Source organism: Microtetraspora sp. AC03309, from assembly GCF_020826795.1.
GTDB classification, from domain to species: Bacteria; Actinomycetota; Actinomycetes; order Streptosporangiales; family Streptosporangiaceae; genus Microtetraspora; species Microtetraspora glauca.
Genome location: NZ_JADDIL010000041.1, coordinates 12,201 through 26,982, shown reverse-complemented (window position 1 = coordinate 26,982; position 14,782 = coordinate 12,201). Strand labels below are relative to the sequence as shown.

At 72.2% G+C, this 14,782-nt stretch carries 8 protein-coding genes; 4 read left to right on the top strand and 4 right to left on the bottom strand.

Annotation, left to right across the window (positions count from 1 at the left end; translation table 11 throughout):
• Positions 1–6: 6 nt before the first annotated feature.
• From nirB to IMZ11_RS23730, 4 genes are all read right to left on the bottom strand, one after another.
• Positions 7–2,520: a nitrite reductase large subunit NirB gene (nirB, locus tag IMZ11_RS23745; protein ID WP_228644587.1), complete on the bottom strand. Its 2,514-nt coding sequence runs from the start codon at positions 2,518–2,520 to the stop codon at positions 7–9.
• 56 nt (positions 2,521–2,576) lie between these two features.
• Complete coding sequence (locus IMZ11_RS23740) at positions 2,577–4,031, bottom strand: FAD-dependent oxidoreductase (protein ID WP_228644551.1); 1,455 nt, start codon at positions 4,029–4,031, stop codon at positions 2,577–2,579.
• Positions 4,028–6,190 (bottom strand): molybdopterin oxidoreductase family protein, encoded by a 2,163-nt coding sequence (locus tag IMZ11_RS23735; RefSeq protein ID WP_228644586.1) that lies wholly within the window; start codon positions 6,188–6,190, stop codon positions 4,028–4,030. The genes IMZ11_RS23740 and IMZ11_RS23735 overlap by 4 nt, the downstream gene beginning before the upstream one ends.
• A gap of 144 nt (positions 6,191–6,334) precedes the next feature.
• The gene (locus IMZ11_RS23730) at positions 6,335–7,699 is read right to left on the bottom strand and encodes an MFS transporter (protein ID WP_308066836.1); all 1,365 of its coding nucleotides are present in this window, start codon (positions 7,697–7,699) and stop codon (positions 6,335–6,337) included.
• A 224-nt stretch (positions 7,700–7,923) separates the two neighbouring features.
• Here IMZ11_RS23730 and IMZ11_RS23725 point away from each other — a divergent pair, with 224 nt between their 5' ends.
• From IMZ11_RS23725 to IMZ11_RS23710, 4 genes are all read left to right on the top strand, one after another.
• A complete protein-coding gene (locus IMZ11_RS23725; RefSeq protein WP_228644550.1) occupies positions 7,924–8,400 on the top strand; it encodes a peptide deformylase in 477 nt (158 codons plus the stop codon).
• Positions 8,401–8,538: 138 nt separating this feature from the next.
• A complete protein-coding gene (locus IMZ11_RS23720) occupies positions 8,539–9,744 on the top strand; it encodes a peptidoglycan recognition family protein (RefSeq protein ID WP_228644549.1) in 1,206 nt (401 codons plus the stop codon).
• 429 nt (positions 9,745–10,173) lie between these two features.
• Positions 10,174–11,046, top strand: coding sequence for a glycosyltransferase family 2 protein (locus IMZ11_RS23715; RefSeq protein WP_308066835.1), 873 nt, complete (start codon positions 10,174–10,176; stop codon positions 11,044–11,046).
• A 154-nt stretch (positions 11,047–11,200) separates the two neighbouring features.
• Complete coding sequence (locus IMZ11_RS23710) at positions 11,201–14,782, top strand: lipopolysaccharide biosynthesis protein (RefSeq protein ID WP_228644547.1); 3,582 nt, start codon at positions 11,201–11,203, stop codon at positions 14,780–14,782.

The window sequence follows — 14,782 nt, the reverse complement described above, 5'->3', positions numbered from 1 at the left end:
GAACGCTCATCTGCTCACTGCCTCCAGGGGGATCAGGGTCGGTTTGATCTGCTCACGCTCGGTCTCGAAGGCGATGGACGGGTCGGGGGTGCCCGGCGCGTTGACGAAGCTCACGAACCGGCGCAACCGCTCGGGGTCCTCGAGGGTGGCGCGCCACTCGTCGGCGTAGTCGGCGACGTGCCGCTCCATCTGGGCGTCGAGGTCCGCGCAGATGCCGAGCGAGTCCTCGACGATCACCTCGCGCAGGTAGTCGAGTCCGCCGTCGAGGTTCTCCAGCCAGGCGGAGGTCCGCTGCAGCCGGTCGGCGGTGCGGATGTAGAACATCAGGAACCGGTCGATCAGGCGGACCAGCTCATCGGCCGGCAGGTCGGCGGCGAGCAGATCGGCGTGCCGGGGCGTGAAGCCTCCGTTGCCTCCGACGTAGAGGTTCCAGCCCCGCTCGGTGGCGATGATCCCGAAGTCCTTCGACCTGGCCTCGGCGCATTCGCGGGCGCAGCCGGACACCGCCGACTTGAGCTTGTGCGGCGCCCGCAGCCCCCGGTAGCGCAGTTCGAGGGCGATGGCCAGGCCGACGGAGTCCTGCACGCCGTACCTGCACCAGGTCGAGCCGACGCACGACTTCACCGTGCGCAGCGCCTTGCCGTACGCGTGGCCGGACTCGAAGCCCGCGTCCACGAGCCGCTTCCAGATCCGCGGGAGCTGCTCGACGCGGGCGCCGAGAAGGTCGATCCGCTGCCCTCCGGTGATCTTGGTGTACAGCCCGAAGTCGCGGGCCACCTCGCCGATCACGATGAGCCTCTCCGGCGTGATCTCGCCGCCGGGGACGCGCGGCACCACGGAGTAGGTGCCGTTCTTCTGGATGTTGGCGAGGAAGTGGTCGTTGGTGTCCTGGAGCGCCGCCTGCTCGCCGTCCAGGATGTGGCCGTTGCCCAGGGACGCGAGGATCGAGGCGACCACCGGCTTGCAGATGTCGCAGCCGCGTCCGGTGCCGTGCTCCGCGATCAGGCGGGAGAAGGTCGTGATCCCGCGCACCTGGACGATGTCGAACAGTTCGGCCCTGCTGTACGCGAAGTGCTCGCACAGGGCCTTGCCCACCTCGACGCCCGACTCGGCCAGGATCCGCTTGAGCATCGGCACGCAACTGCCGCAGGTCGTCCCGGCCCTGGTGCATTCCTTGACGCCCTGAACGTCGGTCAGGCCGTGCTCGGCGACGGCCGCGCGGACCCGGCCCCTGGTGACGTTGTTGCAGGAGCAGACCTGCGCGTCGTCCGGCAGGTCGACGCGGTCGCCGCCCGCACCGGCGAACAGCAGGTCGCTCGGCGTCCCCGGCAGGTCCCTGCCCACGAAGGGCCGCAGCGTGTCGTACGGCGCCGCGTCGCCCACGCAGATGCCGCCGAGCAGCGTCCTCGCGTCGTCGCTGACGAACAGCCGCTTGTAGATCCCGGCGACCGGGTCCATGTAGGTGACGTCGAGCGCCCCGGCCGTCGCGCCGAACTGGGCGACCTCGACGCCGAGCAGCTTCAGCTTCGCCGACAGGTCCGCGCCCTCGAACGTCGCCGTGCCGCCGAGTATCCGGTCGGCGGCCACCTCGGCCTGCGTGAAGCAAGGCCCGACCAGCCCGTAGACCATGCCCCCGGCCAGGGCGCACTCCCCCACTGCGTAGACGCGCGGGTCCGAGGTGCGCATGGCCGCGTCCACGACGACGCCTCCGCGCTCGCCCACCGCGAGGCCGCACCGCCGGGCGAGCTCGTCGCGCGGCCTGATGCCGGCGGAGAACACCACCACGCGGGCGTCGATCGCCTCGCCGTCCGGCTTCACCAGGCGGGCCGCCCTGCCGTCCTGCCCCGGCTCGACCGCCGCCACTCCGGCGCCCGTGTGCACGGTCAGGCCGAGCGCCTCGATGTGGTTCCTGAGCACCGCGCCGCCGCCCTCGTCCACCTGCCGGGGCAGCAGCCGGTCGCTCATCTCCACGACGTGGGTGGTCAGGCCGAGCCTGCGCAGGGCGTCGGCGGCCTCCAGGCCGAGGAGCCCCCCGCCGACGACGACGCCGGGACCGCCGTCCCGCGCCGCCTCCCTGATCGCGTCCAGGTCGTCGATCGTCCGGTAGGCGAAGCACCCGGGCAGGTCGCTCCCCGGCACCGGCGGCACGAACGGCGCCGACCCGGTCGCCAGCACCAGCACGTCGTACGGCACGGCCTCGCCCGCCGCCGTGACCACTGTGCGGTTCTCGCGGTCGACGTCCACCACCCGGGCGCCCACCGTGACCGTCACGGTGACCGCCGCGCCGCCGGGCACCGGGTAGGTGAGGTCCTCGACGGTACGGCCGGCCAGATAGGAGGTCAGCGCCACCCGGTCATAGGCCGGGCGCGGCTCCTCCCCGAGCACCGTGACGGTGCCCGCGAACCCGCCCGCGGCGAGCGCCTCGACCAGCCGGTGCGCCGTCGGGCCGTATCCCACGACGACGACCCGCCGTCCCGTGCTCGGCACCGCTTCCCCGGTCGTCCTCCGCTCCGGCCTCATGATCACGCCACGCTCCTCGTTCGCCGTACTCGCCGCGTCCCTTCGCCGCTTCGCGTTCACGCGTGCACGCCCTCCTGCTCGCACAGCCAGCCGATGATCCCCTCCACCGCGTCGCGGCACCCGCCGCATCCGGTCGTGGCCCGCGTCGCGGCCGCCACCGCGGCGACGTCCCTCGCGCCGGACTCCCAGCAGGCCCTGATCCGGCCCTTCGTGACGTCGTTGCACCGGCAGACCCGGGCCGAGTCCGGCATGCGCACCGGGCTGTCCGCCACCGCTGCGCCGCCCCCCGCGCCCCCCGCGCCTCCCGCGCCGAGGCCGGCGAGACCGGCGAGACCGGCGAGACCGGGGAAGAGCAGGCCCGCCCGGTCGGCGGGCAGCGGCCCGCCCCTGTCGAACAGCTGGGTCAGCGTGCCCACGGCCGCCGTCTCGCCCAGCAGGATCGCGCCGACCAGTCGGTCGTCCCTGATCACGAGCTTGCGGTAGGTGCCGTCGCGCCGGTGACTGAAGCGGACGATCTCCGCCTCGTCCTCCGTCAGGTGGGTCTCCCCCATCGCGGCGAGTTCCACGCGATTCGCCTTCAACCGCGTGACCAGCCGGGAACCCCGGTAACGCGCCTCCTTGTCCGTCCCCGTGACCAGGTCCGCCACGACGGACGCCTGCTCCCACGCCGGGGCCACCAGGCCGTAGACCGTGCCCGCGTGCTGCGCGCACTCCCCGATCGCGAAGATCGCCGGGTCGTCGGTGCGCAACTCGTCGTCCACGAGGACGCCGCGCTCGACGCCGAGTCCCGCGTCGCGGGCCAGCCCGACGACCGGCCGGACACCGCAGGCGAGCACGACCAGGTCGGCCTCGACCGGTCCGCCCTCCGACAGCTCCACCCCTCCCTCGGCGATCCTGATCGCGTTCACCCCGGTCACCGTCTCGACGCCGAGGGCGGCGAGCGTCTCGCCGAGCACCAGCCCCGCCTCCGCGTCGAGCTGGCGCTCCATCAGATGGCCGGCGAGATGGAGGAGCGTCACCGGCAGGCCGAGCCCGGCCAGACCGCGCGCCGCCTCGACGCCGAGGAGCCCACCGCCGATCACCACCGCGCGGCGCGCCGTCGCGGCGGCCTCCCTGATCCGGTCGCAGTCGTCCAGCGTCCGGAACGGCGTCGCCCGCTCCACCCCGGGGATCGGCGGCACCACCGGCTCGCTGCCCGTGGCCAGCACCAGCACGTCGTACGGCTCTCGCGTCCCGTCGGCGCCCACGACCGCCCGGCCGTCCCTGTCGACGGCGCTCACCGCCACACCGAGACGCGCCGTCACGCCGTGCTCCGCGTACCACCGGGGGTCGAGCAGGCGGACCTGTTCCCGGGTCGAGGTGCCCGCCACCACGTTCGAGAGCAGCACCCGGTTGTACGGCTGCGCCGCCTCGGCGCCGAACACCGTGATGCGCACGTCCGCGCTCCGGGCGCGCACCTCGCTCACCAGGCGGGCGCCCGCCATCCCGTTCCCGACCACGACGAGCCTCATCGGGCACGCTCCGTACCCGCCGCCGCGGCGTTCCCGGCTCCCGCGACGGCTCCCGCGACGGCTCCCACGGCCGCCCCCGCGACGGCCGTCGCGAGGGGCGGCGTCCGGCGCTCCAGCGTCGCCGCGCAGACCTTGAACTCCGGCATCTTCGACACCGGATCGAGCGCCGGATTGGTCAGCCTGTTGACGCCCTCCCAGTGGAACGGCATGAACAACGTGTCCGGCCGGATCGCGGCGCTCACCCGGGCGACGCACTCGGAGGAGCCGCGCCGGCCGCGCACCAGGACGGTGTCGCCCGGCTCGATGCCGAGCCTCTCCGCCAGGTCGGGGTGGACTTCCACGAACGGCTCGGGCGACGCGGCGTTCAGCGCGGGGACCCGTCGAGTCTGGGCGCCCGACTGGTAGTGCGCGAGCACCCGGCCCGACGTCAGGTAGTAGGGGAACTCCTCGTCGATCTCCTCGGCCACCGGCCGGTGTTCGACCGGGACGAGCCTGGCCCGGCCGTCGGCGGTGGCGAAGCGGTCCAGGAAGGGCCGCGGCGTGCCCGGATGCGGCCCGCCGTCCTCACCGGTGCGCGGGCAGGGCCAGAAGACGCCGGTCTCGGCCGCGATCCGCTCGTAGGTGATGCCCGAATAGTCGGCCATCCCTCCCTCGGACGCCCTCCTCAGCTCGTCGAAGACCGTACGCGGGTCGGTGGGGAACAGGTCACCGCGGCCGAGCCGGTCGGCGATGCCGTGCAGGACGGCCAGGTCGCTCCGCACTCCGGGCGGTGGGTCGGCGGCCCGGCGGCGGAGCAGGACGCGGCCCTCCAGGTTCGTCATCGTGCCCGCCTCCTCGGCCCACTGCGTGACCGGCAGCACGACGTCGGCCATGGCGGCGGTCTCCGAGAGCACGAGGTCGGTGACCACGAGGAGGTCCAGCGCGCCCAGCCGCTCGGCGACGTGCCCGGCGCGCGGCGCGGACACCACCGGGTTGGACCCGAACAGCAGGAGCGCCTTGGGCCCTCCCGGTGTGCCCAGCGCGTCCAGCAGCTCGTACGCCGACCGTCCGGGGCCGGGCAGGTCGTCCGGATCGACGCCCCACACGGACGCGACGTGAGCGCGGGCCGCCGGGTCGTCGATCTTGCGGTAGCCGGGAAGCTGGTCGGCCTTCTGCCCGTGCTCGCGCCCGCCCTGTCCGTTCCCCTGACCGGTGACGCAGCCGTAGCCGGACCCCTCGCGGCCGGGCAGGCCGAGCGTGAGCGCCAGGTTGACGAACGCGGTCACCGTGTCGGTGCCCTTGGCGTGCTGCTCGGCGCCCCTGCCCGTGAGGATCATCGCCCTCGGGGCGGTGCCGAGCAGGCGTACGGCCTCGCGCATCCGGGCCACCGGCACCCCGGTGACCCGCTCGACGCGTTCCGGCCACCACGCCGCCACCGAGTCCCTGACCGCCTCGAACCCGCTCGTACGCGCGGCGAGGTAGCCGAGGTCCGCGTACCCCTCGGCGACGGCCAGGTGCAGCAGGCCGAGCGCGAGGGCGAGGTCGGTGCCCGGGGTCACCTGCAGGTGGAGGTCCGCGAGCGCGGCCGTCGGGGTGACCCGCGGATCGACGACGATCAGACGCCCGCCGCCGTCGCGCATCCTCGTCAGGTGGCGGACGAAGGGCGGCATGGTCTCCGCGACGTTGCCGCCCGCGAGCAGCAGCGCGTCCGCGCGCCCGATGTCCGTGATCGGGAACGGCAGGCCGCGGTCCATCCCGAACGCCCGGCAGGCCGCGGCCGCCGCCGACGACATGCAGAACCTGCCGTTGTAGTCGATCTGGGCGGTGCGCAGCGCCACCCTGGCGAACTTGCCGAGCTGGTAGGCCGCCTCGTTGGTGAGGCCGCCGCCGCCGAACACCGCCACCGCGTCGTGGCCGTGCTCCTCCTGGACTGCCCTGATCCGCGCGGCGACGAAGCCGAGCGCCTCGTCCCAGGTGGCGGGCCGGCCGCGCAGCAGCGGGGTGGTCAGGCGTTCGGGGGACGCGAGCAGTTCCGCCGAGGTCCATCCCTTCTGGCACAGGCCACCGGCGTTGGCGGGGATGTCCTCGCGCGGAGTGACCTCTCCCCCGGCCACGTTCATGCCGCACTGCAGGGCGCAGTACGGGCAGTGGGTGGCGGGTCCCTCCGGCACCCGTGACATCACAGGCGCTCGGGGGGACGGTGAGATCGGCACGGGTCCGATGGTGCTGACAGGGGGTTTCACCGCTGGGTCCCTTCTGTTACCTCTGTGCTACAAGCCGCTAACCGCGCTAACGGGCGGGCTCGGCGCGCTGTGAGGGGCCGGTCAGACCCGCGCCGCGGCGAGGCCCGCGGCGGCTCTGGAACCGGCCCTCCGCAGGTAGCAGAACCAGGTGAGCGCGAGGCAGACCGCGTAGAAGGCGGCGAAGGCGGCGAGTGCGGCGGACGCGTCCCCCGTCGCCCCGATGGAGGTGCCGAAGCCCCGGTTGATGAAGAATCCGCCGAACGCGCCGATCGCGGAGATGACGCCGATCGCGGCGGACGCGTCCCGCCGGCCGTTCGCCGCCGCCTCCGCGAACGCCTCCGTGTCGGATGCCGGGACCCCGGCCGTCGCCCGCGCCCGGAAGATCGCGGGGATCATGCGGTAGGTCGAGCCGTTGCCGACGCCCGTCGTGGCGATCAGCAGCAGGTACGCGCCGAAGAACAGGGTGATGTCGTGCGCGGCCAGCCCCCGCCACACCAGGAGGAGCGCCAGGGCCATCGCCGCGAACCCGGCGATGGTCACCCGGGCACCGCCGAGCCGGTCGGACAACCAGCCACCGGCGGGGCGGACCAGCGAGCCGACGAGGGCTCCGGCGAACGCGTACCCGACGAGCGAGGTGTGCTCGGGGAACTGCGACTTGATCAGCAGCGGGAACGCGGTGGAGTAGCCGATGAACGAGCCGAACGTGCCGATGTAGAGGATCGACATGATCCACGTGTGCCCGCTCGTGACGATCTTGAGCTGTTCCCTCGGGCCGGCCTTCGCCGAGGTGAGGTTGTCCATGAAGAGGTAGGCGCCTGCGCTCGCGGCCACGATGAACGGCACCCAGAACAGTCCGGCGGCGGCGAGGCCGAACGCGCCGATCACCAGCGGCATGAGGAGCTGGACGGAGCTGACGCCGATGTTGCCTCCTGCGGCGTTCAGCCCGAGGGCCGCGCCCTGCCGCGACTGGGGATAGAAGTAGGTGATGTTCGCCATGCTGGAGGCGAAGTTGCCGCCGCCCAGCCCGGCGGTGGCCGCGATGGCGAGGAACGCCCAGTACGGCGTGCCCGGATCGCTCACCGCGACCGCGAGGAGGACGGCGGGGATCAGCAGGAACAGCGCGCTGGCGATCGTCCAGTCGCGCCCGCCGAACCGGGCGGGCGCGAAGGTGTAGGGGATGCGCAGCGCGGACCCGACCAGGTTGGGCAGGGAGACGATCCAGAACAGCTGGTCCGTGGAGAACTCGTAGGCGCCGAGCTTCACCGCCACGATGCTCCATACGGTCCACAGGGTGAACCCGAGGTGCTCCGCGACGATCGAGAAGATCAGGTTGCGTCGCGCGACCCTGCGGCCCGTGCTCTCCCAGAATGCCGGGTCGTCCGGCTCCCAGTGGCCGATCCAGCGGCCTTTCCGTGGTGCGCTGCGCGCCTCTCGCGCCATCGTCATCGTTCCTCCCGCGTTCGTCGGGGCCGGCTGGGGGACCGGCTCCGACGCTAGGAGGCGCGCGTTACGCACGATGACTCTCGGTGATCGTGCGGGGGTTACAAGTGACGCACCCGTGAAACATCCGATCTACAGGTATCACCGTGGTAATACGGATTTAACAGAGATTGGAACGCGCCCCGTGCGGGCATTTCGTTGTGGTGTCGTCGTCGCCGCGGGGAGCGTGCATGAGTGCCCGGCAGATCCGGATGTTCAGTGATCCAGTGCTACGGAGCGTAGCCGAACCGGTCACCGCCTTCGATCGTTCCATCCGCGATCTCGTCCGGTCGCTCACCGCGACCATGCGGGCCGGGTCGGGACGGGCCGGGCTGGCCGCGCCGCAGATCGGCGTCCCCCTCAGGGTGATCGCCTTCGAGGTGGACGGAAGGGCGGGCCACATCGTCAACCCGCGACTGGAGGTCTCCGGCCGCCTGATCCGGGCCGACGAGGCGTGCCTGTCGGCCCCGAACCTGTGGTGGCCGCTGGAGCGCTCCTTCTCCGCCGTCGCCCGCGGCCGGGACATGTACGGCAAGCCGCTCACGATCCGCGCCATCGGCATGCTCGCCCGTGTGCTCCAGCACGAGGCCGACCACCTGGACGGTGTCCTCTTCATCGACCACCTGCCCGAGGAGGAGCGGGAGCGCTTCCTCGCCGCCATCCCGTAACACGCCCGGCGCAGCGGACATACCCGTCACTATCCGACCGCGAGGAGTAGTCGTCTCCGTGCCTGGGGACGATGGCTTCGACCTTCCCGGCCGACGTGGAAACCCCGAGAATTCACGCTCGATTCGGGGAGGGTCAATATGTCCGTGTTCTTCCGCGGTCTCACGCCGGACGATGAGGCCGCACACTCCGGCGACCTCGGGCCGGTGCCCGAGGCCGCGCGCACACGCGGTCTCACGCCGGATGGTGAGGCCGCGCTCAGCCGACGGGCGTTCCTGGCGCTCGGGGGCGGTGTCGCGGGCGTGGCTCTGCTCCGGCCGCCTCCCCCCGCCGTCATGCCTCCGGACGCGCCCGCGACCGCCGCCGCGACGTCGGGCACGGCATCGGGCACGGCCTCGGGCACGGCATCGGGCACAGCCTCGGGCAGTACGGCGGGAGCCACAGCCGCCACCACCGGGGCCACGGGGGCGACAGCGGCGGGAACGGCGGAGGCCGCGACACCCGCGGCGGGAACGGCGGCGGAGGCCGCGACACCCGCGGCGGTCCCCGCTGCCGCGGCGACTACGGCACCGACTGTGGCGGCGCGGACGGCGTCGACCACCGGGACCGTCATCGCCGCCCCGCCGCGCATCCATCCGCGCCAGGACTGGCAGGCCCGCCCGCCGCGGCGCCCGGCCCGGGTGGTCGACCACGCGCCGGACCGGATCGTCGTCCACCACACGGCGACGGCCAACGTCGCCGACACCGGGATCGACGCCGCCTTCCGGCTGTCGCAGGCGATCCAGCGCTACCACATGGGCCGCAACGGCTGGGACGACATCGGCCAGCAGTTCACGATCAGCCGCGGCGGCTACGTCATGGAGGGAAGGAACGGCACGCTCGCCGCCATCGCGCGCGGGGAGCACGTGGTGGGCGCGCACACGGCGAACCACAACAGCCACACGATCGGCATCGAGACCGAGGGCACCTACATGACCGAGTTGCCCCTCCACCGGCAGATCGTGGCGCTGACCCGTCTCGCGGCCTGGCTCTGCGGCGTCTACGGCCTCGACCCGAGCGTGGCGATCGTCGGACACCGCGACCTCAACGCCACCTCGTGCCCGGGCGACAGCCTCTACGCGTATCTGCCGGAACTGCGCAACCGGGTGATCCGGCGGATCGCCCGGTTCCAGGACCCCGCCCAGGCGGCGGCGCTGGTCGCCAGTGCGGCTCAGGCGGCGCCGCTGGTCCCGCTGGAGCGCCGGCCTCCGCGGCGCCTGGCCCTACCCGGCGGGGGCGGTTTCATGGGGGCCGCCGTGCCGTTCGAGCACGGGCCCGCGCTGGGCCCGCGCGACGTGACCGGCTGACCCGCCCGAGGACCGAGGCCACGGGTTCGATCACGATTTGAACACGGAGTAAACCAGGCGATAAGACCAGACGTCAGCGTTGACACCAAAGTGCGCACTTGGTCAGATATGTTTAACGATCAGCCGCCGCTAGGGTTACGCGTTTTTCCTTTCCTCCGAGCCCGAACCCCGGCGCCGGCGCAAAAGACGCAGTTCGGCGAGGGTGGGGGCATTGAATGAGATCCGTTCCAGAATCGGGGCAAAGGGCGTACCTCGTCATCGGCCACCCGGGACATAGATCAGGAATGTAACGTAGCCCTCGTTTTTCGGCGGATTTTCGGTCGTCCTGCCAACCGAACCGGGCCGTCGCGAGACCTATCCAGTACGTTCCAACGTCCTCGCTGATAGCGACGGGCAACGTGCCCCCGCGCCGACGACGCCGCCAGCACCATGCCCCGAATGCCCCCGGAGGATCCACATAACATGAACCCCGAGAGCACCAAATCTCTCTCCCGTTCACATTTAACGACACTCACTCACAAGTCGTCCAGTGACGGTTTTATCCGCCTAACGCCCGATATGGCGATCTCTCCGCGCGTTAGTGTCGTCGTGCCCGCTCTCAACGAGGCGGAGAACCTCCCGCACGTCTTCGCGACCCTTCCCCGCTGGGTGAGCGAGGTCGTGCTCGTCGACGGCAACTCGACGGACGACACCGTCGCGGTGGCCCGGCGGCTGCGGCCCGGCCTGCGGGTGGTCCAGCAGAGCGGCAAGGGCAAGGGCGACGCGCTGGCCGCCGGATTCGCCGCCTGCACGGGCGACATCATCGTGATGATCGACGCGGACGGCTCCACCGACGGGCGGGAGATCATCAGGTTCGTCGGCGCGCTGGTCGCGGGCGCCGACTACGCCAAGGGGTCGCGGTTCGCCAGCGGCGGCGGGAGCGACGACATCACGCTCTGCAGGCGGTTCGGCAACTTCGTGCTCAGCACCCTGGTCAACCGGCTGTACGGCACCCGCTACACCGACCTGTGCTACGGCTACAACGCTTTCTGGGCCCGCCACCTCGACGCCCTCGGCCTCGACTGCGACGGTTTCGAGGTCGAGACGCTCATGAACATCCGCGCCGCCAAGGCCGGGCTGCGGGTGCACGAGATCCCCAGCCACGAACGCAACCGCATCCACGGCGCGAGCAACCTGCGCGCGATCCGGGACGGATGGCGGGTGCTCAAGACCATCGTGCGCGAGCGCGGCGGCGGGGCGCCCGTACCGAACCGGACGTCCGCCCAGGCCCCACCCGCCGCGGCGGACCAGGGGGCCGCGTGATCGTTCCGGAGGTCTCGTCGCTTCGCGGTACCGGTTGCGGCGCGGCGGTGTCCTGCCGGACAATCACGTGGGTCCTGCCGCCCGGCTCGGCACGACGCGTTCCCGTTGACCGGCCCGACGTGGGAGTGCCCGCTGTACCGCTGGAAGCGAGCCCGTGACTGAGATCCTCCCCCGCACGACGCCCGACGACGTGACGCGGGAGGATCCGGGGCGCACGCCCCGCGGACGCTTCACCCTCGGCCTGCGCGACCCCCTCCTGCGCAACGCGTACGCGCTCATGGTGAGCGCGGCCGGATCCGGCGCGCTCGGCCTGGTCTACTGGGTGCTCGCGGCCCGCTTGTACGACACCGCGAACGGCGGCCGCGCGATGGCGGTGATCGGGGCGATGCGCCTCCTCGCGGCGATCACGTCGTTCGGCTTCGTCGGCACCCTGACGCGGTTCGTCCCGGACACCGGCCGTGCCACCGGCCGGTTCATCCGCTCGGTCTACCTGGTCTCCCTCGCCGCCGCCGGCCTGGCGACCGTGGTGTTCCTGCTCACCCTGGACCGGTGGGGGGACAACTACCGCGACCTGGCCGGGTTCGGCCCGGGGGCGCTGTTCGCGGGCGCGGTCCTGGTCTGGGTGGTCTTCACCCTCCAGGACGTCGCCCTGACCGGCTTGCGGAAGGCCACCTGGGTCCCCTTCAGCACGATCGGGTCCAGCCTGGTCAAGATCGTGCTGCTGGTCGCGCTGTCCTGGATCCTGCCCCGGCAGGGGATCACGGTGTCCTGGGTGGTCGCGGTCGCGATCTCCGTGCTGCCGGTCAACCTGTTGATGTTCCGCAGGCTCGTCCCGAAGCACGCGCGCGACACCGCGGACCGGACACCGCCCACGGTGCGCGCGGTCGGCCGCTTCCTCGCGGGCGACTATCTGGGCTCCACGTTCATCCTCGCGATCACGTACCTGCTGCCCGTGATCGTGGGCGTCCATGTCGACGCGACGACGTACAACTACTACTACAGCACCGGGATGCTGGGCGGCATCCTGGAGATGCTGGCCTTCACGATGGCCACCTCGCTGACCGTGGAGAGCGTCTTCGACACGGCCATGCTCGCCCAGCACGGCCGTCGCGCCCTCGCCCGCGCGTTCATGGTCCTCGGTCCGGCCGTGCTCGCCACCGTCGTGCTGGCGCCGTACATCATGGCGGTCTTCGGGCCGGGGCACGCGGAGCACGCCACCGGCCTGCTGCGGCTCATCGCGCTGGCCGCGCTGCCCCGGGCCGTGATCGAGATCTACATCGGCGTCCTCCGGGCGCGCAGCCGCGTCAGGACCCTCGCCGTCGTGCAGGGCGCGATGTGCGCCCTCGCGTTCAGCGGCACCTTCCTGCTGCTGCCCCGGCTCGGGATCTACGGCGTCGGCGTGGCCGTCCTCGTCGCCCAGCTCGCGGTGGCGATCGCGATCGCGCCCTCGCTCCTGCGCGCGCTGATCGTTCCGGGGCGCGCCGCGACGGACCCCGTCTCCCGCATGATGGTCTTCGTGACCACGATCGGCGACCGCGTCAGCCACCTCCTCGCGCCCATGCGGGCGACCTCTTCGGACGGCGCGCCGTCCGGCTGGCCCGAGCGGGCGAGGCGGTGGGTGCTGCCGGTGCTGGCGGTGGAGGGGTTCGCGATCTTCGTGTTCGCGATGGTCGCCCCGCCGAGCCGGCTGACGGGTGTCGATCTCGACCGGATGAACGGCCTCGGCCTGATCTCCGTGCTCCCCCCCGCGGCGCTCGGCGGCCTGGCGCTGCTGGTCGCGTCGTTCTTCGTGACGCTCTCGCAGCGTCGTTACCGTCCGGTCCTGCTGCTCCTGCAGCTCTTCGCCATCGCCTTCTGCCTGCACGGCGCCTCGGCGCTCGTCTCCCCGGAGCCCCGCTTTCCGACGGCGTGGCTGCACGCCGGGTTCGTGGAGTTCATCGCCAGGAGCGGGGAGACCCTTCCCGGGCTGGACGCCCGCTTCAGCTGGCCCGGGTTCTTCACGCTGTTCGCCTTCGTCGGCAGCGCGCTCGGCATGGACGACCTGCGCCAGTTCATGAACTGGTACCCCGTCGCCTCGAACGTCCTCTACCTCATCCCTCTCCTGCTGATCCTGCGCAGGATGCGGGCCGACCGGCGGGCGAAGTGGCTGGCCGCGATCCTGTTCGTCACCCTCCAGTGGATCGGCCAGGACTACTTCTCCCCGCAGGGCACCACGTACCTCATGTACCTGCTGTTCCTGGCGATCCTGCTCACCTGGTTCGGCCGCGAGGAACGCGCCGACACCGGCAGGACGCCGAGGAGCCTGCTCGGCCGCCTGGTCCGCCGCCTCGACGAGGCGGATCCCGGCGAGTTCACGTCCCGCCCCGCCGACTCGATGACCCGGATCGTGCTGTTCCTGGTGCTGATCCTGCTGGGCGCCGCCGCCACCGCCAGCCACCAGATCACGCCGTTCATGATGGCCTCGGCCTGCCTCGGTCTGGTGATCGTACGGCGCTGCTCCCTCGGCACGCTGCCCTGGCTGGTCGGCGCCCTGGCCGTCGCCTGGGTGAGCTACCTGGCCACGCCGTACTGGGCGGGCCATCTGGGGGACATGTTCGGCGCGTTCGGGTCACTCGTGAGCAACCTGAGCTCGAACACCACCGGCCGGATCGCCGCCTCCACCGGAGACCCGCTGCACTCCGTCGTCCTGAAGGTGCGGCTCGGCTTCGCCGGGGTGCTCGCGCTGCTCGCCGGGATCGGCCTGCTGCGGCGGCTGCGCCGCAAGGTGATCGACCGGGTCGCCCTGGTGCTGACGGTCATGCCGGTGTCGGCCATGGCCATGCAGAGCTACGGCGGCGAGATGGGGCTGCGTGTCTACTTCTTCATGCTGCCGGGAGCCTGCCTGCTCGCCGCGTACGCGTTCTTCCCCAACTCGCCGGACAGCGTGCGGCTGCGCGAGGTACGCGAGGGCCGGGTCGCCCGCTCCGTCCTGGTGCGGCTCCGGGCGCGGCTGCCGATGGTGCTCGCCTTCGTGACCGCCCTCGCCCTCGCCGGCGGCTTCTACGTCGCCAAGTACGGCAACGAGCAGTTCGAGCGCGTCTCCACTGGCGAGATCGCGGCGCTCGACTACATCTACGCCCATGACAAGCCGAGCGCGCGCGTCCTGATGCTGACCCCCATGGAGGAGAAGCCCGGCACCGTCACCGGAGACCTCGCCTACAGCGTGATCCCCTGGCGGGAGAAGCACGTCGAGCGGATCGAGTGGCTGGGCGTCTCGGCGCCGGTCGATCCGTCCGACACCGCGCCGATCGTGGCGGCGCTGCGCGAGACGGGGCCCGGCTCGTTCCTCCTCGCCGCGCGTAACCAGGAGACCATGATGGAGGTCACCGACCCGCTCGGCAGCGGGTTCACCCCTGGCTGGGGCGTCCGGATCCGCGCCGCGATGGCCGCCTCACCCGACCTGGTCACGCTGTACTCCGACGAGGACGCCGCGGTGTACGCGCTGCGCCGCCCGCCGGCGGGCTCCGTGCCGCCCGCGCCCGACCTCACCGTGACACCGCCGGGCGTCACGACGTGGACCCCGGTGGGCGTCGCCGCCGCCGTCCTGTTCATCGGCACCCTGATCGCGGCCGAGACGATGCGGCTCTCCGGATCGCCCCGGACGCGGGCCCGCCGCCGGCTCCTCCAGGTCTCGGTCGTCCTGCTGGTGATCGCGGTGGCCGTCGTGGTCGAGCGCTTCGTCAGCCTCGGGTTGTGA

What these genes read in the sequence shown, in the direction of transcription:
- nirB (WP_228644587.1), bottom strand. Translation starts at nt 2,520, where the DNA reads ATGAGGCCGGAGCGGAGGACGACCGGGGAAGCGGTGCCGAGCACGGGA.
- IMZ11_RS23740 (WP_228644551.1), bottom strand. Translation starts at nt 4,031, where the DNA reads ATGAGGCTCGTCGTGGTCGGGAACGGGATGGCGGGCGCCCGCCTGGTG.
- IMZ11_RS23735 (WP_228644586.1), bottom strand. Translation starts at nt 6,190, where the DNA reads ATGTCACGGGTGCCGGAGGGACCCGCCACCCACTGCCCGTACTGCGCC.
- IMZ11_RS23730 (WP_308066836.1), bottom strand. Translation starts at nt 7,699, where the DNA reads ATGACGATGGCGCGAGAGGCGCGCAGCGCACCACGGAAAGGCCGCTGG.
- IMZ11_RS23725 (WP_228644550.1), top strand. Translation starts at nt 7,924, where the DNA reads ATGAGTGCCCGGCAGATCCGGATGTTCAGTGATCCAGTGCTACGGAGC.
- IMZ11_RS23720 (WP_228644549.1), top strand. Translation starts at nt 8,539, where the DNA reads ATGTCCGTGTTCTTCCGCGGTCTCACGCCGGACGATGAGGCCGCACAC.
- IMZ11_RS23715 (WP_308066835.1), top strand. Translation starts at nt 10,174, where the DNA reads ATGCCCCGAATGCCCCCGGAGGATCCACATAACATGAACCCCGAGAGC.